Source organism: Pseudomonas umsongensis (assembly GCF_012647205.1).
GTDB classification, from domain to species: Bacteria; Pseudomonadota; Gammaproteobacteria; order Pseudomonadales; family Pseudomonadaceae; genus Aquipseudomonas; species Aquipseudomonas umsongensis.
Map to the genome: position 1 here is coordinate 711529 of NZ_CP051487.1, position 21336 is coordinate 732864.

Annotated in this window: 14 protein-coding genes; 8 read left to right on the forward strand and 6 right to left on the reverse strand. The window is 57.6% G+C overall.

From position 1 onward, the window contains the following. Positions 1–30: 30 nt before the first annotated feature. On the forward strand, positions 31–921 hold the full coding sequence (locus HGP31_RS03125; RefSeq protein WP_168757145.1) for an esterase/lipase family protein: 891 nt from the start codon (positions 31–33) through the stop codon (positions 919–921). Positions 922–933: 12 nt separating this feature from the next. Here the strand turns inward: HGP31_RS03125 and HGP31_RS03130 are convergent, their stop codons facing one another. Further along, positions 934–1821: a DMT family transporter gene (locus tag HGP31_RS03130; protein ID WP_168757146.1), complete on the reverse strand. Its 888-nt coding sequence runs from the start codon at positions 1819–1821 to the stop codon at positions 934–936. A gap of 95 nt (positions 1822–1916) precedes the next feature. Between HGP31_RS03130 and HGP31_RS03135 the strand changes: the two genes are divergently transcribed. From HGP31_RS03135 to HGP31_RS03150, 4 genes are all read left to right on the forward strand, one after another. Next, positions 1917–2699, forward strand: a complete 783-nt coding sequence (locus tag HGP31_RS03135; protein ID WP_205896189.1) for an AraC family transcriptional regulator — start codon at positions 1917–1919, stop codon at positions 2697–2699. 204 nt (positions 2700–2903) lie between these two features. Then, positions 2904–7331: a dermonecrotic toxin domain-containing protein gene (locus tag HGP31_RS03140; RefSeq protein ID WP_168757148.1), complete on the forward strand. Its 4428-nt coding sequence runs from the start codon at positions 2904–2906 to the stop codon at positions 7329–7331. Positions 7332–7416: 85 nt separating this feature from the next. Then, complete coding sequence (locus HGP31_RS03145) at positions 7417–7725, forward strand: PsiF family protein (RefSeq protein ID WP_020797597.1); 309 nt, start codon at positions 7417–7419, stop codon at positions 7723–7725. 188 nt (positions 7726–7913) lie between these two features. Next, positions 7914–8927, forward strand: a complete 1014-nt coding sequence (locus HGP31_RS03150; protein ID WP_020797596.1) for an AI-2E family transporter — start codon at positions 7914–7916, stop codon at positions 8925–8927. A gap of 123 nt (positions 8928–9050) precedes the next feature. Here HGP31_RS03150 and HGP31_RS03155 read toward each other — a convergent pair whose 3' ends face one another. Further along, positions 9051–10325, reverse strand: coding sequence for an Hsp70 family protein (locus HGP31_RS03155; RefSeq protein WP_020797595.1), 1275 nt, complete (start codon positions 10323–10325; stop codon positions 9051–9053). A 296-nt stretch (positions 10326–10621) separates the two neighbouring features. Here HGP31_RS03155 and HGP31_RS03160 point away from each other — a divergent pair, with 296 nt between their 5' ends. Together HGP31_RS03160 and HGP31_RS03165 are read left to right on the forward strand one after the other, a co-directional pair. After that, the gene (locus tag HGP31_RS03160) at positions 10622–11566 is read left to right on the forward strand and encodes a DnaJ C-terminal domain-containing protein (RefSeq protein ID WP_033040324.1); all 945 of its coding nucleotides are present in this window, start codon (positions 10622–10624) and stop codon (positions 11564–11566) included. Between the two features lie 23 nt (positions 11567–11589). Further along, entirely contained in the window at positions 11590–11895 is a 306-nt protein-coding gene (locus HGP31_RS03165; protein ID WP_020797593.1) for a chaperone modulator CbpM, read from the forward strand. Between the two features lie 67 nt (positions 11896–11962). Here HGP31_RS03165 and HGP31_RS03170 read toward each other — a convergent pair whose 3' ends face one another. Continuing rightward, positions 11963–13093, reverse strand: coding sequence for a sensor histidine kinase (locus HGP31_RS03170; RefSeq protein ID WP_168757149.1), 1131 nt, complete (start codon positions 13091–13093; stop codon positions 11963–11965). A gap of 241 nt (positions 13094–13334) precedes the next feature. Here HGP31_RS03170 and HGP31_RS03175 point away from each other — a divergent pair, with 241 nt between their 5' ends. Further along, positions 13335–18611: an NEL-type E3 ubiquitin ligase domain-containing protein gene (locus HGP31_RS03175; protein WP_168757150.1), complete on the forward strand. Its 5277-nt coding sequence runs from the start codon at positions 13335–13337 to the stop codon at positions 18609–18611. A gap of 47 nt (positions 18612–18658) precedes the next feature. On the opposite strand, the gene ureC is transcribed toward HGP31_RS03175, so the two are convergent. The 3 genes from ureC to HGP31_RS03190 form a co-directional block, all read right to left on the reverse strand. Further along, positions 18659–20359 carry an urease subunit alpha gene (gene ureC, locus HGP31_RS03180; RefSeq protein WP_168757151.1) on the reverse strand — a complete coding sequence of 567 codons (1701 nt, stop codon included), beginning with the start codon at positions 20357–20359 and terminating at the stop codon, positions 18659–18661. Between the two features lie 130 nt (positions 20360–20489). Continuing rightward, a complete protein-coding gene (locus HGP31_RS03185) occupies positions 20490–20798 on the reverse strand; it encodes an urease subunit beta (protein WP_033041282.1) in 309 nt (102 codons plus the stop codon). Further along, positions 20798–21331: a GNAT family N-acetyltransferase gene (locus HGP31_RS03190; RefSeq protein ID WP_168757152.1), complete on the reverse strand. Its 534-nt coding sequence runs from the start codon at positions 21329–21331 to the stop codon at positions 20798–20800. The genes HGP31_RS03185 and HGP31_RS03190 overlap by 1 nt, the downstream gene beginning before the upstream one ends. Between the last annotated feature and the right edge of the window lie 5 nt (positions 21332–21336).

The window sequence follows — 21336 nt, forward strand, 5'->3', positions numbered from 1 at the left end:
TCACCTCACCGATCACAAGGATGTTCGCCCATGTCGCAAGATTCGGCCACGCGTTACCCGCTAGTGCTGGTCCCGGGAATGCTCGGGTTTATCCGTTTGGTGCTCTATCCGTATTGGTACGGGATCGCCGAGGCGTTACGTCGTGGTGGTGCGATGGTGTTTGCGGTGCAGGTCTCGCCCCTCAACTCCAGCGAAGTGCGCGGCGAGCAACTGTTGGCGCGCATTGAAGAGATTCTGCGTGAGACCGGAACTGAAAAGGTAAATCTGCTAGGTCACAGCCAAGGCTCGTTGACCGCGCGCTACGCGGCAGCCAAACGCCCGGATCTGGTCGCCTCGGTGACCTCGGTGGCGGGGCCTAATCATGGTTCGGAACTGGCCGACTATCTGCACAAACACTATCCCCATGACAGCGTCGGAGGGCGTCTGGTGATCTTTCTAGTACGGTGCGTCGCGACGCTGATGAGCCTGCTGGAGACCGGCTATCGCGGACCGAAGTTGCCGGTGGATATCCTTGCGTCCCATCATTCGCTCACAACTGCAGGCGTGGCACGGTTCAATCAACGTTTTCCACAGGGGCTGCCAGATACCTGGGGCGGGCACGGACCGGAAGAGGTGAACGGTGTGCGTTACTACTCCTGGTCCGGCACTTTGCAGCCGGGCAAGACCAATCGTGGGCTTAACCTGTTCGATGGCACCAACCGCAGTTGCCGGTTGTTTGCCAGAACCTTCGTACGCGAGGCCGGGCATTGCGACGGGATGGTCGGGCGTTACAGCTCGCACCTCGGTACCGTGATTGGCGACGAGTACCCGCTGGACCATTTCGACATCGTCAACCAGTCGTTGGGACTGGTGGGGAAGGGGGCGGAGCCGATCCGGTTGTTTGTCGAACATGCGGCTCGGCTCAAGGCTGCAGGCCTTTAGGCATTTTTTTTGTCAGGCAACACGGACCTTGCGGCCTAATACGGTGGTCCAGCGCTCGGAAAGAATCACCCCGCCCAACGTCAACATACCGCCCACCAAGTGGTACATCGCCAACTGTTCATGCAGCACCACTGCCGCAATCAGCGCGGTAATCAACGGCAACAAATTGAAGAACAGCGTGGTCCGGCTCGGGCCTAAACGCACCACGGCTTGCATCCACGCCAGCGGTGCGACCATCGAGGCCAGCAAGCAGGCGTAAAGCACCAGTGGAATATTGTGCAGGGTCGGGCCGATTTTCGGTGAGGCGAGAAACAGCGGAAACAACACCACCACCGCGACCAGTACCTGCAAATACAGCAACACCAATGGCGGCAAGCGCAGCTGCCATTTTTTCAGCAGCGTGCTGTAGATCGCGTAGGCCAGGGTGGCGATCAGCATCATCGCATCCCCCAGGTTCACCCCATGTTCCAGCAGCACACCCAGGCTGCCGGACGAGACGACCACCAACACGCCGGCAAACGACAACACCGCACCCGCCAGTGCGCCGATGGTCAGGCGCTGGCCAAGGCTGATGATCGCCATGGCCAGCGACATCAGAGGCATCAATGACAGGATGATGCCCATGTTGGTCGCGGAGGTCAGGCTCGCGGCGAAGTACGCCAGGCTTTGGTACACAGCCATGCCGAGCACGCCGAGGACAAAGATCTTGCCCAGGTTCGGGCGAATCGACGGCCAGTGGGCAATAGCCGGTTTGAGCATGAAGGGTGTGAACAATAATCCGGCGAGGAGCCAGCGGTAAAAACCGATCTCGGCGGGATAGATCGCCCCGGCCGACATTTTGGTGATCACGGTATTGCCAGCCCAAATGAAAATGGCCAGCAGGGGGTAAGCGTATTGCATGGGAAAAACCAGAACGTTAATGAGGGGTAATTATCCATTGTCTGGATACAGGCCTATACTTCGATCCAGACAACCCGCCCTTCATGACGGACAGCATGACCCGTAAACCCATCGATCTACTGGAGTTCAGTGAGCTGCCTGCCCCGGTGTATTTCCGCTACGCCGACTTTGATGCTCATCGCTATGCCTCGGCTCACCGCCATCCGTGGGGCACGCTGGAGTATTCGGCCCATGGCGTGCTGCACATGGAAATCGGCGGCAGTCGCTTCATGTCACCGCCGCAATACGCGGTATGGGTGCCCCCGCAGACCGAGCACAGCTTCTACAGCAACCAACCGATCAACTACCGTGCGGTCTGCCTGGCTGCATCGGTGTGTCGTGACCTGCCTGCGCAAGCCTGCACCCTGGCGATCAGCGATATTCTCAAAGCGATCCTCAAGGACTTTGCCGCCCGCGATGTGAAGATCCCTGAGCACGAAGCGGACCAACGTCTGGCCCAGGTCTTGGTGGATCAACTTCGACAGGCGCCGGTGCACGAGCGCTACTTACCCTACGCCAGCAGCCCTGGCTTGCTCGGAATTCTGGAAGCCTTGCAGGCGGGACCGGGGGACAACCGGCCGTTAGCGCATTGGGCCGCGAACATACATGTCAGCGAACGCACCCTGGCGCGGCAATTTATCCGGGAGTTGGGCATGAGTTTTGGCGAGTGGCGCCAGCGGTTGCGATTTCTGGCGTCGATCGAAGCGCTGGACAGCCACCGCAGCATTCAGGAAATCGCATTCGACATGGGTTACAGCACCGGTTCGGCATTTATCGCGATGTTTCAGCGCCAGGCGGGTTGTACTCCGGAACATTATCGCAGACACCGAGGGTTTTGATTGTCTGAGGTATGGTTCTACTTGCAGATTATGTTTGCAAGTTTTTCAGGTGTGTTTGCATGTTCAAGTATTTGTTAGCTTTTAATTGGCATTGACGTTGTTGTGGGGTGTTCTACACGTTTTGTCTGAAATGCGCTCACCGAAGCTTTTAGGCATCGCGGTATTCTCCAGCCTGAATTTACAGGGGCATTGGAGTGATCAGGCATGGAGCATTCAGTTCTGGTTCGCGGACCGGCAGAACCCATCAAACAAGAAAAAAGTATTCATCATGAATTTATAAAGAGGGCTCTGCCAAAATGGCTGGCCGGCGCCCCCTTGAAAAGAGTTGGTGCGCTGAAGATGGGGCTTTCCGGTATTCCTCAGTGGATCAAGGAGGCCCCTGCGGTATTACACACAAGTTTGAAAAAGTCGATGACGACAAGTTGGAACGCGCAAAATGATGTCGACAGAATGCTGGCTGAATTACAGGATGTTTACGACTTTGCCGAACCTTTGCTGATTCAGGCCTTGAAAAGGCAATATGGAATTGATGTCGATGTCAGAGGTACTTATCTGAAGTTGTTCGCTCCGGCAAGTGTGCCCCTGTGGGCCAATAGCATTGTGCGTGGGGCCGGCTCTCGAACAGTCTCAATGCTGGATGCGGCTTTACATAACTTTGCCCGGCATGAAGTGCTTCTTCCTGACTCGCAGTTTATTTCAAAGCCTGATGAACTGGGTCGTTTCGAAATACTCGACATCAGACACCGGATGTCTATTGAGCAGTTCAAGACCCTGTGTCGGGAACTGGATATTGGCGCGCAATACCAAAAACATCTTGAGAATTATTTGCGCCCCAGCGATGGGCTGGCGCAGGGAGTGTTGCAGCACAAAATCACCAAAAGCCAGAAGAGCGCACTGAGCGCCGCCACAGACCTGGCCTTGATGCGCAAAGATATTTCGGCCAACGGCTATCGGGTGGTGATGGGCATGCTTGAAGGGCTTCAAGGCATGAAGCTGCAAGGCCTCCCGGTTCGTTACTATCACCTGACAATACTGGACACCCGAATGTACGGCATCGTGCTGATCGCCGGTGACCTGGATGCCCCGGTTGCCGAGAGGCGACTCATTGCCTATGTGCCTCACGACCCTGTGCATCCCTTGAAAGAATATGCTTCGACCGAAGAGTTCGCGCTCGAACTGACCCGCCAGTTGCGCGACGCTGGCCCCACGTCTACGCCTGAAGGCCTTCCCTCCCGATGCAGTTACCAGCAGTTCTTCAGCCGCTTCGTCGCCCATCAGCAACGCGGGCATTTCTTTGCCGAGCTCAACAGTCGCCTGGTCGAGATCAAGCAGCATGAAAAAGAATGGGGCGTGGATCGGCCTGTCTGGCGTGAAACTCCCGTGGAAAACCCGCGCCTTCATTTTGGCATGCTGAAATTTCAGGAAGATACCGAAACCCGCTTTAATGGCAACCTGTGGGTGTATCTCTACCAGATGCAGCAAAACAAAATCCTCAACGACGCACGGGAGATGGTGATTTCCACTGCCGACGCCGATCGCAAGGAGCGGGGGGCCTGGTTCGATAACCTGACAAAGATGTTGGCTGACATCTTCAATGCCGCGTTGCTGGTGGTAACTCCATTTGTCCCATTTCTGGGCGAAGTCATGATGGCCTACATGGTTTATCAGCTGGCGAGCGAAGTGATCGAAGGCGTCGTCGATCTGGCGGAGGGGATCTATCTGGAAGGTGCCGAGCACCTGATCGGCTTCGTTGAAAGTTTGATTCAGCTGGGTACGTTCGGCGCCGGTATGCAGCTTGTTTCAGGGGTGGTGCTGCCCAAGCTCTCGCCGTTCATCGAGGGGGCTAAACCGGTCACTTTGGCCAACGGGGACAAGCGGCTGTGGGGGCAGAACCTTGGTCCCTATCAGCGCAATCTGGCGCTGGCTGCCGATTCAAAGCCCGATCTATACGGGCTGCATCGGCACGAAGGCAAGCCCATTCTCAATCTTGGTAAGCGCTACTTCGAACTCAAAAAAGACGCGAAAACCGGCAAGCATCGAGTCCAGCATCCAACTCGGCCGGACGCCTATCAACCCGTGGTCGAGAGCAATGGAGAATGTGCCTTCATCGTTGAGGGTGAGCAGCCTCGCTTGTGGGATGACGATACCTTGATGGACCGACTCGGCCAGTCAATGCAAGTGTTAGGGGACGCACACAATGACATTCGCACGGTCAGTCGCAGTGACGTCAATACAATCCGCCGAATGTATGTCGACAAGGAACGCGCTTTACCCTTGTTGAGCGATACCGTGACGCGTTTCCAGATCGACCGTGATATCCAGACATTTATCCAACAAATTGGCAGTGATCACCCGCAGGACTATCTGCGAGCCGACCTTGCCTTTCAGTTTGAGCTGCTGGACGGCGTGTGGCCCGGTCGGGCAATCGAACTGACGGGGACTGATGGCGAGGTACTAAGGGTTATAGGTCGTGCCGATGCTGCACCCCTGCGGATACGAAAAGATCGTTTGATCGAAGGCAATTTGCTCAAAACGCTGTTATCCCATCTTGATCAGGCTGATACAAAATTGCTGATGGGTCAGGCGTCAGGCGCATCGGAAACCACCATCGACGCGAATGCTCGACAGCTGAGGCTCGTACTGGCGAAACGGGCGAAAAACAGGCAAACATCCTTATTCGACACACGATACCGTCAGCTTGAAAATGCCCGAAGCGCCAAGAATGCCTCGGTTCGAAATATCCAGGACCGAGTGCCAGGTCTGCCGGGCACCGTTGCGCAAGAGTTGCTGGCGATTGCCACTCGCTCGGAGTTGCAGGACATCGCGCAAGGCAAGCTGTCCGACAGGCTTGAAAGCCTCGCGCAATGGGCACTTCGGGATGTGCGCAACGCTCGCGCCTATGAAGGGTTGTATCTGGATTCGGTCGACAACCCCGATACCCGCAGGCTGGTCTTGCACTCACTGAAAAACCTGCCCGGCTGGAATCCTGATGTGCGAATCGACGTTTGCCAGTTCGATTTTGGGGGAGCGTTGCTCGACAGCATCGGCAAGGAAAACGCCACGATTCGACGTACCCTCGTTGAACGCGAAGACCTGAGCTTTCAAGCTTATGACGCTGAAGGCAACACCTTGAATTCTGCTTCCGACTTTTATCTGTCGATTCTGCAAGCACTACCGAATGCCGAGCGCAACGCACTGAACATTGGCATCGGAAAAGGGTGGCAACTGAAAGAGGCGATTAGCAACCGGGCGTTGAAGCCGTATCGACTAGGCAAAGTACTTTCAGAACTCCCCGCTCTTGACCCCTTCACTTTCGATCCCCGGGTCATGCGCCTGCGTGGCGGCGCTCCGACTGGCGAAGGCGAGGCCGCCACATTGCAGGGGATCGCGGATCTCTATCCGGACCTCGTTGTGGGAGCATTTCACCCTTCCGTTTCGGCGTACGAAAGGTATGACTACTTGCGTGGTGTGAAGTTGATGAACGACACCTTTCCTGATGAGTACTTTCAATCACTTTGGCAGGCATTATTCGAGGCCAACGCAGCCCGGGACGCACAAGCCAATACCCGCGTCGTGCAGAGCATCGAAGCCTTGCCGGATCTTGAGAAGCTCATGACAGACGAGCAGTTCACGCCATTGATCGAGCAGATGTTCACCAGGGATGGCCTGATCCCGTTGCCAGAAACCAGGCGCAACCTGGCCATGAATGCGAGAAATCTGGAACGCACCGGACGGGCCAATGACTATCAGGCACTGTTGCGTTCGGTTCAGCAAGACGCTGTAACGCTAACCCCGGAACTGGCTGATTTGCGAAGCTATGGCGATCAGCTTTCGAAAAACCTGGTGGCGTCCGATGAGCCTATCCAGGTTTCACCGCGAACCATGGACGACTTGAAATTGGCGCAACAGGCAATCTGCCGCGTCAAGGAGCTCATTCCTCTCTCCGGCAATCAATTGCCGAGCATGTGGGAGAAGGGCGGTTCGGCGATTGCCAAGATCAAGGGACTCAGGGAGATGAACCTGGAGGAAGGCGGTTTTACCGCGAAGCTGACTATCGCTGAAGCGGCGCGTAAAGCCATTGAAATCAAGGGCGGCAACTGCTCGGAAAACTCCAAAGTGACCTTTTCGATACTCGCCAGCCAGCCCCGGACGTCGAGCATTCACATTGTCAAGGCCACCGAGCTTGACCATCAATATGTGGTAATAGGCGATGATTTGAGTAATCCCGAAGGACTGGTCGTCGCCGATTCCTGGCCGGAATTCCCTGCGGCGCATCTGGCCAGCAAAGGCAGCTTCGAGTTTGAAATGCCGCCGGTGCAAACACTGGCGCCAGGTCCGGCCGTCGCCGAATACGCGTTTATCAATGACGTCCCGCCAGGCCCGACGACATTACCCGCTGTTTCCGAGCCGAACACGTTCAGGCAGATAAAAATCAACAAGCTCTACCAGTCAGGAGCGTATGCCCAGTGGACGTCAGTGACGGAGTTGGGTCTAACTTACCGTGTGGAAGGCGGTACTCCGGTTACGTTCGAGCGATTGCCCGCGTCGGTTATTGAAAATCGGGTTGATGCGTATAGCCGCTACTTGAACGCATTTGAAGGTCTTCTGCCTGAGCAGGCGGACGCTGATTGAGCACTGGCGGATGAAGGTGTAACAGCTCTTGTCTACACTGCCCTTGAGGCCGCGCCGCTCGGCGCGGCAACAAGGAGCGAACGCCATGAAGATGTTGCGTGTCCCTTTTTTGATGATCGGTTTGCTGCTGTGTTCCCAAGGCTTCGCCGCCACTGACCAACAGAACAAGATGACCACCTGTAATGCCGACGCTACCGCCAAAAGCCTCAAGGGTGATGAGCGCAAAGCCTTCATGAGCAACTGCCTTAAGGCGACTCCCGCGGCCGATGATGCCGGCAAGGCCTTGACGCCTCAGCAGGAGAAAATGAAAACCTGCAATGCCGATGCCGCGACCAAGGCTCTCAAGGGCGATGAACGTAAGGCGTTCATGAGTGATTGCCTGAAGAAAAAATAGAAACGCCCTGTACGAGCCAGGCTCGCCGGCGAAACGTACAACGTGGTCCGGCAGGCAGGACGCCATCGCCGGCAAACCAGCCCTAAGGTTGCATCTACGCGGGCCATACGGGTATGCACAATCCCTAGTGCTGACACCGGATCGCTGGCAGACTGCCAATCCTTTTACGCCGTTCGTTTTGAGGCTGTATGCCAACGTTTTCTCAGCGTCAAGTTTTGCTGGTCATCAGCTGGGTCATCATTTTCGGCGGACTGCTGTTGGTGATTCCGCTACGGTTGCTGCCCAGCCTGCTGGCCGGGTTGCTGGTGTTCGAACTGGTCAACATGCTCACCCCGCAATTGCAGCGGCTGATCGAAGGGCGACGTGCGCGCTGGCTGGCGGTGGCATTGTTGGGGACTTTGATAGTCAGTGCGTTGGCGCTGATCTTTGCCGGTGCCATCAGCTTTCTGCTGCACGAAGCGGAAAACCCCGGTGCATCCCTCGACAAGTTCATGGGCGTGGTCGACCGCGCTCGCGGTCAGTTGCCACCTTTCATCGATGCTTACCTGCCGGCCAGTGCCGCCGAGTTTCGCGTGGCTATTGGCGAGTGGATCAGTAAACACCTCAGTGACTTGCAACTGGTAGGCAAGGACGCGGCGCACATGTTCGTGACGCTGCTGATCGGCATGGTGCTGGGCGCGATCATCGCCTTGCAGCGAATTCCGGACCTGACCAAACGCAAACCGCTGGCCGCGGCCCTGTTTGACCGCCTGCACTTGCTGGTCCAGGCGTTTCGCAACATCGTGTTCGCCCAAATCAAGATTTCCCTGCTCAACACGTTCTTTACCGGGATATTCCTGGCAGTGGTGCTGCCGATGTTCGGTATCAAGCTGCCCCTGACCAAGACCCTTATCGTGCTGACCTTCCTGCTCGGCCTGTTGCCAGTAATCGGCAACCTGATGTCGAACACCCTGATCACCATTGTCGGCCTGTCGCTGTCGATCTGGGTGGCGATGGCCGCACTGGGCTATCTGATTGTCATCCACAAGCTTGAGTATTTTCTCAACGCGCGGATCGTTGGCGGGCAGATCAGTGCCAAGTCGTGGGAGTTGCTCCTGGCAATGCTGGTGTTCGAAGCCGCGTTCGGCCTGCCGGGGGTGGTGGCAGGGCCGATTTATTACGCGTACCTGAAGAGTGAGTTGAAGCAGGTGGGGATGGTTTGAGCAGATCAAATTGTGGCGAGGGGATTCATCCCCGTTCGGCTGCGTAGCAGTCGCCGCTTTTCTGGTTTTTGGGGGCGCTATGCGCCCCAACGGGGATGAATCCCCTCGCCACAGGTTTTCGGATCAGTCCATCGACCCGTAACGCTTCGCCGCTTCAATCGCCAGACCACTGCCGATGCTGCCAAAGATATTCCCTTCCACATGCCGCGCATTCGGCAACATCGCCGAAACGCTGTTGCGCAGGGCTGGAATACCACTCGAACCCCCTGTGAAGAACACCGTGTCCACCTGATCGACCCGCACGTCGGCCTGGGTCAGCAACTGGGTGACGCTATTGCGCACGCGCTCCAGCAGGTTATCGATGGCCGATTCGAACAGTGCACGGCTCAGCTCCACGCTCAAGCCGGCTTCGATACGGTCCAGCGGCACGTGGCGGTGGTCGGCGTGGGTCAATTGGATCTTGGTTTCTTCAACCTCCATGGCCAGCCAGTGCCCGGCGCGCTGTTCGATCAGCTTGAACAGGCGGTCGATACCACCGGTGTCCTCGATGTCGTAGCGCATGCTGCCCAGGGCCAGTTGCGACTTCTGCGAATACACCGAGTTGATGGTGTGCCAGGTCGCCAGGTTCATGTGATGGCTGGTCGGCATGTAGGCGCCGCTCTTCATCCGGCTGCCATAGCCGAACAGCGGCATCAGGCCCTGCAAGCTCAACTGCTTGTCGAAGTCGGTCCCGCCGATGTGCACGCCGCCCGTGGCGAGAATGTCATCCTGGCGGTTATCCACACCCCGACGCTGCGGTGACAGGCGCACCAGCGAGAAGTCGGAGGTACCACCGCCGATGTCGACGATCAGTACCAGCTCTTCCTTTTCGATGGTCGACTCGTAGTCGAACGCGGCGGCAATCGGTTCAAACTGGAACGAGACTTCCTTAAAGCCGATCTTGCGCGCCACATCCACCAGGGTGTCTTCGGCCTCTTTGTCGGCCATCGGGTCATCATCGACAAAAAACACCGGACGGCCCAGCACCACTTCTTCGAATTCCCGACCGGCGGCGGCTTCGGCACGGCTCTTGAGCTGACCGATGAACAGGCCCAGCAGGTCCTTGAACGGCATCGCCGTGCCAAGGACACTGGTGTCGTGCTTGATCAGCTTGGAGCCCAGCAGGCTCTTGAGCGAGCGCATCAACCGGCCTTCGTAACCTTCCAGGTACTCGTGCAGCGCCAACCGGCCGTACACCGGGCGACGCTCTTCGATGTTGAAGAAGACCACTGAGGGCAAGGTGATCTTGTCATCCTCCAGCGCAATCAGCGTTTCCATGCCGGGGCGCAGCCAACCGACGGTGGAGTTGGACGTGCCAAAGTCGATGCCCACGGCACGGGCTGGAGATGCGTTGTTCATGTCTTTGCGGTTCCGGTTAAAAAACGGCCGCGCAGTGTATGTCAGTGCGCGACAGATTCGAAGGCCGACTATCTGCTAATTCCTGGAAACAATGTCTTGAAAGATGGCCCGTGACCCCCAAACTACCCTGCATCAAGCCGGTAGCCGCGTAGCGCTCGAAAGTCGCACCGCCTGCTGCCGATAAACTTCTTACGCGCTGCCCGGTCACAACCTTGAGATCGGTCAACGTCTATGCTGCAAACAGGCGCATGCTGTGGCAGGTGGCGCGATTTCGATAACGGATGGTGATTCCCGCGATGGACTTCAAAGACTATTACAAGATTCTCGGTGTGGAGCCGACGGCAGACGACAAGGCGATCAAGGCCGCCTATCGCAAGCTGGCGCGCAAATACCACCCTGACGTCAGCAAGGAAAAGGACGCCGAGGCCAAGTTCAAGGACGCCTCTGAAGCCTATGAAGCACTGAAAAGTGCTGACAAACGCGCCGAATACGACGAATTGCGCCGTTATGGCCAGCATGGCCAACCATTCCAGGGACCACCGGGCTGGCAGAGCCGTGGCGGCTTTGGCGGTGGCCAGGACACTGGCGATTTCTCGGACTTCTTCAGTTCGATCTTCGGTAATCGCGGCCCCGGTTTCGGCGGTGGCGAACATTCGCGTCGCAGCACCGGACGTCGAGGGCAAGACGTGGAAATGGAACTGGGAGTTTTTCTGGAAGAAACCCTGTCGACCGAGTCGAAGAAGGTCACCTTTCAGGTGCCGCAGTACAACGCGGCTGGCCAGCATGTGAGCAACACCAGCAAAAGCCTGAACGTGAAGATCCCGGCGGGCGTGGCCGATGGCGAGCGCATTCGCCTGAAGGGCCAGGGTGCTCCTGGTGTTGGCGGCGGCGCCAATGGCGACCTGTACCTGATCATTCGTTTTGCGCCACACCCGAAATTCGACGTCGAAGGCGAGAACCTGATCATCACGCTGCCGCTGGCACCGTGGGAACTGGCATTGGGCACCGAAGTCGCCGTGCCAACCCTGACCGGCAAGATCAACCTCAAGGTCCCGGCCGGCAGCCAGAACGGCCAACGCATGCGTGCCAAGGGCCATGGCCTGATGAACAAGGCGGGTGAACGCGGTTATCTGTTCATCCAGTTCAAGGCCGTAATGCCCAAGGCCGCAGACGATGAAGTCAAGGCGCTGTGGCAGGAACTGGCAAAAAAAGCCGCCTTCAACCCACGAGAAAATTTCTGAACCCAGCGACGGAGTAGCCCATCATGAGCAGCCCCCTGACCGTTCAACTGGACTTGGCAGAATTCTGTGAGGCGACCGACCTGTCGGACGTCTACGTGATCGAAATCGTCGAACACGGCATCCTCGAACCTCAGGGAGGGCAGCCCAAGGACTGGCGCTTCACCGATTACGAACTGACCCTGGCCAAGCGCGCCGCCAAGCTGCGGCGCGATCTGGAGCTGGAATGGGAAGGTGTCGCCCTTGCGCTGGACCTGCTGGAAGAGGTCCAACAGCTGCGGGCCGAGAACCGGATGCTCAAGCAGCGGTTGGGGCGGTTGTTGGTGGAATAGGAGATGCCGCAGGCTGCGATCTTTTGATCTTGATCCACGAAGATCAAAAGATCGCAGCCTGCGGCAGCTACAGGGAATTGCGTGGCAACACTACGGTAAACAGCGTGCCATCGGTTTCGTTAGAGCTCACATCGATCGTCCCTGCATGGGCATCCACCACTTCCTTGACGATAAACAACCCCAAGCCAAGGCTGGTCGATGGCTGGCCCAGTTCTTCATCTGCGCTGCGCACCAGTGGATCGAAGATCGTGCCGATAGCATTCGCGGAAATCGGCGTTCCGTAGTTATGGACCGTCAGGCGAACCGTGTCGGGTTCTCCGTGGAGAGTAACTGTCACATCGCGTTTGTCGAGGCCATGCTGCAAAGCGTTGCCGATCAGGTTTTGCAGTAACTGACCCAGCCGTCCGGCATCCCAGACGCCTCGCGTGTCACCTTCCACCCTGACCGTCGGATCGCACTCCGGGTTGCCGGCGCAGGCTTCGGCAATCGCCGCGTGTGTGGCATCGGCAAGGTCCATGGGTTTCGGTTCGATCGGCAGGCTCTTACCCAGGCGACAGCGCACCAGTTCCAACAAGTCGCTAACCATCACCGCCATGTGTCGAGCGCTGCGCTTGATGTTGTTCGCGCAGGCCAACGCATCGCCTTCCAGCGTTGTTTTACGCATCAGCAATTCAGTCGACATGCTCATCGCTTGCAGCGGTGCGCGCAGGTCGTGGCCGAGTATCGCCAGGAAAATATCTCTTGAGCGACTCATCTGCTCGGCATAGGCCGCGGTGGATTCTGCGAGCGCTTCATCGATGGCTTCATTGAAGCGGATCATGTCCTGGAAGTAGGCCAGGTCCGGCGACTCCAGGCTGTCGACCCAGAGACGAATCACGCAGGCACGCAAGTGGCGGAACTCGCTGGTCATCTGCACCAGATCGAAACCCACCGTATGGCGTAATTCACCATGACTGGCGCCCGCTTCGTCCAGGCTTGGGGTTTTCTCCGGGCCCTCGCCCTTGGCCTTGGCGAGTTGTTCGCTGGCGGTCTGAGGTTTGCTCATGTCCCGAGCCGCTGCCAGCAGGATCTCCTTGGCATGGTCGCGCAAGGCCGTTCGATCCATGTTTTCGGCGGCTGGGGTGATGGTTCTGGCGAACTCCTCCCATTCATCGACGATACGGTCCGCGTGTTGCCTGATGAATTCGGGGAGGTGCATGACCGGATTCCTGCCTGGATAATTTGACGATCTTAGCCTTTTTAGGGCCGGGGTAAAAACTACCGCTGGGAATTCGGATCACCTCCTGAGGGCCGGGGGTGGTACTTAATTATATTTTACGGTTCTCAAGTTCAATGTTGATTCCGGTTTTTCGGGTAGTTCCCAGCAGTTTTTTAAGCTTTTGTTATTAGGGAGGTTGGATAAGCTGAGCATTCTGTTCATCGCATAGGGAAATGCAAAAATGACTGTGGTACCGGTAGAAGCCATATCGAATTCTTTTACGAAAGTTGAGGGTTCAATCGATAGCAATCATTCGGTTTATTTCGCGGAAAATATTCCAGGCCTGATTAAAAGCGCTCCCGTTTCGAGGCTGGAATCGATAACTGAGTTAAAGCCTAATTTTCCGGATTGGTATATCCAGGCTCGACCCATTGATCGTCAATATTTACAAGAACTCATCAAGGAGCGCTGTCGTTTACAAGATACTGTCTCTGACAGGGTCGATAACGTGCAAACGGACATCAACGCTTTTGCGAAACCGCTACTTGTCCAGGCCATCAAGGATGAATTCAACTTCGAGCTGGACGTCGCCACGACCTCATTGCGGCTGTACGTTCCCGCCACATTGGGGTTTGGCATCGATACCCAGGCCAGTCGGATCCGGCATTCATCACTGCTGGAAGCCGCGCTGCATAACTTCGAGGAATCCGAAGCGGTGGCCGGTGCGTTTCGCGACGGATCAGGTGTTTTTGTCAAGGACGCTGAAGGAGAGCTGCAGCGTCATGAATTAACGGTCGAAAAATTTGCCGCGTTATGTCGCAAGCTCGATATCGGCAAACAGTATCAGCTACACATAAAGTCTCTTCTGGAACCCGCTGACGTTACTGCGCGCTCAAGACTTGAGCGGGGTTTCATGGCCCATGAGAGGGCTACCTTCAGTGAGACCATGCTCATTGCGTTGTTAAAAAGCGACCTGGATTCCTATGCCTACGGCAAGTTGGGAGAAGTGCGCGATGGCCAGGAAAACATCCTGTATAGAAACCGTCCTTTAAAGGCACACCGACTCTCACTGTTAGGCACGCGGTTGACAGGCATCGTGCTGTTTAGTGCGATGAGCGACCCCTTGGCAATAAAAGAAGCAATTGACCAACTGCTGCCCGAACAGCTGCAACACCTGGTGGAGTGGTCCCGCCACCTCGCGGTTTTGCCGGGGCAGGAATTTGATCTGTTCAAGATTCTTCAGGCCTTTTTTGCCAATGGCCCGACGGGTGTGGTCGAGGAAATGGTTCGCCGCAACGATATCCATGAACAAAGTCGGCTGGACGGGACCCTGATCGCCTACATCCCCGACGATCCGGATCACCCCCTCAAGCAATACGCATCGTTCACCGACTTCATGAAGGAGCTGACGAGCCAGTTGCGCTCTGCGCACTACCAACAATTCTTCAGCCGGTTCGTGCCTCACAAGGACAAGGGGCGCTTCTTTGCACGCGTCAAAGAGCGCTTTACCACGTTCAAGTGGACTCAGCGTGGGCCTCTGGACATGGGCCCGTGGTGGCGCGAGACCGCTGTCGAGAATCCTGATGCCGAACCGATCAGCAACGTGATCGAGGGCGATTTCTGGCAGCGATCCTGTCTCTGGCGCAGCGACAAGGCGATTGCCGATGCGCGACAGATCGCCGTGCCAACTGGCGATGAAGACGCTGCTGTGCGCTGGAAACGCCTGACCAGTTACCTGGACATTGGCTGGAACGTTTTCAACTTCGGCGCCATGTTGGTTCCGGGGTTAGGGGAAGCCGTGCTGGCGGTGATGGTTGGCCAAATGATGCTTGAGACCCTGGAGGGCATCGAAGACTGGACCAAAGGCGACAAGGAAGAGGCCTCGTCTCATTTGACCGGGGTACTGATCAATTTCGCCCAACTGGCGCTGATGGGGGCCGGTCACGTGCTACCAGGCGGCAAGCCGGTGGCGGTCAAGGCGTCTCCTTTTCTCGACCAGCTGAAACAGATCGAGCTGCCCGATGGCACAACCCGTCTGTGGAATCCTGATCTGGGACCCTATGACCACAAAGTGACGTTGTCCATGGATTCGAAAGCCAACGAACGAGGCCTCCATCGACATAATGACCAGGACATCCTGCCGTTGGGAGGCAAGCATTTTGAGGTAAAGGAAAATCCGCAGACCGGCCAGCCACGACTCAAGCATCCGGCCCGGACGACGGCCTATGAGCCAAGGATGGAGCATAACGGTGCGGGTGCCTGGCACACCGAGCTCGACCGTCCCATCGAGTGGGACAAGGCCCGCCTGATGCGGCGCCTGGGCCCTCGGGCCGATGCGTTCTCCGATGAAACACTGGAGCAGATCCGAATCGCCAGCGGCGTCAAGGAAGATGTGCTGCGTAAGCTGCAAGTGGATACACAGCCGCCACCAGCGTTACTGGCCGACACCTTCAGGCGCTTCAAGGCTTATGCCGATGTGGGCAAACTGGTGGATCAGATTCGGCTCAATCAGGTGGCGCAGGAGTGGGCGGATCACTTGCCTCCCTTGATGACGGAGTTGCGGCGATGGCCCGAGTCCAAGGCCATCGAGCTTTTCCGCGGGCCGCAGTTATGGGGCGACTCCATCGTGCACGGCAATCAGAGCGCCTTGGCTGCAAACCGGGTGAAGGTGACCTTTGCTGAACTGAAAGCCGGCAAGTTATCCGAGCGCGTGGTGGACAGCTTCGACGAACAGGAAATCCAGCAGATGCTCGGCCGCAGTATCGGCAGTGACAGACAGGTGCGAATCGACGCTTTGCAGGAGCGCCTGGCCATCCGTGCAGAGCAGCAGAAAAAGCGCCTCTTCAAGTCATTCTATAAAAATGCAGAAGTTGAAGCGGAGGCTAACGTGGCCTTGCTACAGGACGCGTTCCAGGAGCTGCCGACCAGCGTCGCCAGGGAGCTGCTGGCGGGCGCCACGCCAGAAGAGCTGTCGGTAATGGCCGAACGCAAGCGCGTACCTTTGCGTCTCAAGCAGCAGGCCCGGGCGGCGTTGCTGGAGGTGCGGCTGAACCGCGCTTATGAGGGGCTTTTTCTCGATGAGCTGCACAGCCCGGATACTGAGAGACTGCTTCTGCAATCGCTTGAATCGCTTCCAGGCTGGTCAGAAGACGTGCGCATCGAAGTGCGCAACGATGCCCTGGCAGGCACGCTGGAGGACAGCATCGGAGCGGCTGACGCCGCCATCCGCAAGGTGCTGGTCAAGAACGAGGACGGCTTGTATGAGGCGCGCGATGAAGACGACCATGAGCTCCATGGCCCCGATAATCTTTTTGCCGCTGTCCTGCATGCCTTGCCCGATGCAGAGCGCGATGCGCTGGGCTACCAGATCAATCAATGGCGAACGCTCAGGCAATCCGTTCAGCGATTCCCGCTGAGCCACGACAGGTTCAGGGCGATCCTGGCGGACAATCCTTTGCGCAAACCGAAGTTCGATCCCGCAACCATGAAGCTGCGGGGCGGCATGGAAGGTTTTTCCCAACAGTTTCGTCGGGTCACCGGGCAACTGACCGCGCAGGAGCGCATCCAGTCGCTTCGCCCCGGCTGGGGCGAAGGCGATATTCAAACATTTCTCGAACACAGCGACAGCGGGAGCACGCCCGAGGAACGGGTGGTGGCCCTCGAAGCCGAGTTCAACCAACTCAACCGCAGCTTTCGGCGCTGGCTGGATTCGCCACTCGACTCGTTCAGCCTGAGTGCGGAAGGCGTTGCACAATGGCAGTCACGTAATAGTGTGTACAGGGCCGTCAGAAACTGCTGGCAACGCAGCGGTCCCCGCGACCTCGATGTCCATGGAAACCCGCGAGGTTGGGTCCTTGACCTCAGCAACATCCCCATGGGGCGGCACTTGGAAACAATGCCCAAGCTTGAAGCCAATTTCGAGCATGTCACCGAGCTGAAGTTGCCTGATACCGAAATGACTGATGCCAATGCTGCGTTTCTCGAGCATTTCCCGAGGCTGCGAGCCCTGAACATGAACGACAATGCGCTGACCCGGCTGCCAACCGCGATCGGCCGGATGCGCACTCTGACCGAGCTGTACCTGGGCAACAATCAGATCGAATTGACTGTGGAGACCGCAGACGAGTTGAGCAACCTCATCCTGCTCGAATCCGTGGATCTGCGACGCAATCCTCTGGGCCAGGTGCCAAACATCGGCCGCATGCGCATGTTGCACACATTGATTCTGGCGAACACCGGGATCAATACCTGGCCCGCTGGCCTGTTTTCAATACTCCGTTTACGGCACTTCTATCTGAGCCTGCAGGACAATGTCATCACCCTTGTGCCTCAGGTGTTACCCGGTTCCATGGAAGCGGAGTTGCTGGCCAGAACGATACTTAACCGTGAGCCGCAGTGGATATCGCAAGCAAACCTGAATCAGCTCAGAGAATACATTCACTCCGTGGGTCTGGACCCTGATCGGCCTTACCCGCCCCGTGGCGTGCGCGACTCCCTTCAATGGGAGGAAGGCTTGAGGCGAGCGCAATGGGTTGAGTTACAACCCATATGGAATGAGGTGGAAGACGAGATCGGTTCACTGCCGTTTTTCGATAACCTAAGACTGCTCACCCAATCCAGCCACTTTATAAATGACCGCGCCTTCAGGGTGGATTTGACTGCCAAAGTCTGGCGAATGCTGGAGGCCATGGAACAGAACAGCGAACTGCGCAACGAGATTTTCAAATTGGCACGTGAACCGGTCAACTGTGTCGATGCCGGGGCATCGCTGTTCAATGCCATGGGCCTTGAAGTACTGATTCACGAAGCCTACGAATTGGCTAACCCGAGCCTGGTCGAAGCCGAACTGGTGTCGCTGGCCAAGGGTAAATCCCGTTTGGATGAGTTGAGTCGGATCGCCCATAAAAAAATTGCCCGGCGACTGGAGAATGGTGAGGAGTTAAGACGGATCAATGCGCAAGGGGATGTCACGGGGACTATCGATGAAGTCGAGACTCACCTGGCGTATATGACGGACCTCGCCAAGAAGCTGGATTTGCCGTGGCAATCGCGAGACTTACAGTTCAGGGCGGATTCGGGTGTTACCACGCAGATGATCGACGAGGCCTATAAACGTGTGCTGGCGTTGGAAGAGGGCGATCTGCTACGCGATTCGATCAGCGAGCAGCCTTTCTGGGAGTCTTACATTCAGGGCTCCCATCGCGGTGAGTTCAAGGCGATCAGGCGTCGGCTCGATGCGACGACAGAGTTTTACATGGCGCTGGACAGACGGGCGACCGAGTCACTTTCCGTGGAAGAAAAGGCGCAGTTGAAGGAAGAGATCAGGGTGCTCGCCGCGGAGCTTGGCAAACCCGAAAGCGAGTTCGCCCCCGGTCGCGTCATGACCGCCCAAGCGTATGAAACCGACATGAATCTGCTCAATGCCCGCAAACAGACGTTGCTCAAGACATTGACCCAGCAGGCCATGGACCGGGCAAAACTGCAGCGGGTGGAAATCCCCTTCACCGTGCAGCCCTGATTGTCAGCCCGGCACGAAGACTGACGATCTTCGTGCCGGCGTGCCGGTCAGAAGAGAAAATAACGCTGGGCCATCGGCAGCACATCCGCCGGTTCACACCAAAGCAAGACACCGTCAGCCTTGACCTGATACGTCTGCGGGTCGACCTCGATGTCGGGCAGATAGTCGTTGTGGATCAGGTCGGTTTTCTGCACCTCGCGGCAACCTTTGACCACAGCGATTTTTTTCTTCAAGCCCAAGGCTTCAGGAAGACCGGCTTCATGGGCCGCCTGGCTGATAAACGTCAGGCTGGTGGCATGCAGCGAACCTCCGTAGCTGGCGAACATCGGGCGGTAATGCACCGGTTGTGGCGTTGGTATTGACGCGTTGGCATCGCCCATCAGGCTGGCCGCGATGGCGCCACCCTTGAGGATCAACGTTGGTTTGACCCCGAAGAACGCGGGTCGCCAAAGTACCAGGTCGGCCCACTTGCCCACTTCGATCGAGCCCACTTCATGGCTGATGCCATGAGTGATTGCGGGGTTGATGGTGTACTTGGCGATGTAGCGTTTGGCGCGGAAGTTGTCGTTGCCTTCGCCGTCCTGGGGCAGCGGGCCGCGCTGCTTTTTCATCTTGTCGGCGGTTTGCCAGGTGCGCGTGATCACCTCGCCGACGCGGCCCATGGCCTGGCTGTCGGAGCTGATCATCGAGAATGCGCCGAGATCGTGAAGGATGTCCTCGGCAGCGATGGTTTCGCGGCGGATTCGGCTTTCGGCGAAGGCTACGTCTTCGGCAATGCTTGGGTCCAGATGGTGGCAGACCATCAACATGTCGAGGTGTTCGTCGATGGTGTTTCGGGTGAACGGTCGGGTCGGGTTGGTCGAACTCGGCAACACGTTGGCGGAGCCGCAGGCCTTGATGATGTCCGGGGCATGACCGCCACCCGCACCCTCGGTGTGGTAGGTGTGGATGGTGCGGCCCTTAAAGGCGGCCAGGGTGGTTTCGACGAAGCCCGATTCGTTGAGGGTGTCGGTGTGAATGGCCACTTGTACGTCGTACTGGTCGGCGACGGTGAGGCAGTTGTCGATGCTCGCCGGGGTGGTGCCCCAGTCTTCGTGGAGCTTGAGGCCAATGGCGCCGGCCTTGACCTGTTCGATCAACGGCTCGGGCAGGCTGGCGTTGCCCTTGCCGGTCAAGCCGATGTTCATCGGGAAGGCGTCGGCGGCCTGGAGCATGCGCGCCAGGTGCCATGGCCCGGAAGTGCAGGTCGTGGCATTGGTGCCGGTGGCCGGCCCGGTGCCGCCGCCGATCATGGTGGTGACACCGCTCATCAGCGCTTCTTCTATCTGCTGCGGGCAGATGAAGTGGATGTGGGTGTCGATGCCGCCAGCGGTAAGGATCATGCCTTCACCGGCAATGACTTCGGTGCTGGCACCGATGGCGATAGTCACGTTGGGTTGCACGTCCGGGTTGCCGGCCTTGCCGATGGCTGCAATGCGACCGTCCTTGAGGCCGACATCGGCCTTGACGATGCCCCAGTGGTCGATGATCAGCGCATTGGTGATCAGGGTGTCGACCACTTCGGCGGCCAATAATTGGCTCTGGCCCTGGCCGTCACGGATAACCTTGCCGCCGCCGAATTTCACTTCTTCGCCATAGCTGGTGAAGTCTTTTTCCACTTCGATCCACAGCTCGGTGTCGGCCAGGCGAATCTTGTCGCCGACAGTGGGGCCGTACATGTCGGCGTAGGCTTGACGGGAAATTTTCATCACAGTTCCTTGCACAAATTCATCGTTCCCACGCTCTGCGTGGGAATGCCGCCGTGGACGCTCTGCGTCCGCTTTTTGTGACGCGAAGCGTCACGGGATGCATGCCCACGTAGAGCGTGGGAACGATCGGTTAACCAAGGTCACCCATGATCCTGCCGGCAAAGCCGAACACCCGGCGGTGCCCGGCCAGGTCGACAAGCTCGACCTCGCGGCTCTGCCCCGGTTCGAAACGCACGGCGGTGCCGGCGGGGATGTTCAGGCGCATGCCGCGACTGGCGGCGCGGTCGAAGGTCAGGGCATCGTTGGTTTCGAAAAAATGGTAGTGCGAACCGACCTGGATCGGCCGGTCGCCGCTGTTGGCCACCTTCAAACTGATTGTGCGGCGGCCAACGTTGAGTTCGATATCGCCGGGCTGGATCTGATATTGACCGGGAATCATCAATGGGCTCCCTGGAGAATCTTGTAGTAGAGGGCGGTGGGTTTGTAGCAGCCGCTCGGGTCGCAGGCGTAGTCGGGGATTTCACCGGCGCGGGTGTAGCCCAATGCCTTGTAGAAGTCTTCAGCCGGGGAACCAGCCTCGGTATCGAGGTAGAGCATGCCGCGTTTGTGTTGCAGGGCAGCCTGTTCCACAGCCGTCATCAATTGCTGGCCCAGGCCTCGACGACGCGCATGCTCGCGCACCAGCAATTTCTGCACCTCGGCGCGGTTCAGGCCATTGGCCTTCTGGCATAGGGTCAACTGTACGCTGGCCTGCACTTGTTCGTCCTTGACCACTACCCACAACAACACGTTGCCCTTGTTCAGGTTCTCCTGAACTTCATCGAAATACGCGCGGGCCTGCGTAGCATCGAGGTTGGCCATGAAGCCGACGCTGGCGCCATATCCGACGGCGTCGAGCAGCAGGTCAATCAATCCCTGGCGATAGTGCGCAAAGCTTTCAACGTTGACGCGTCGCAGTTGAGCGGGGTTCATCGGGT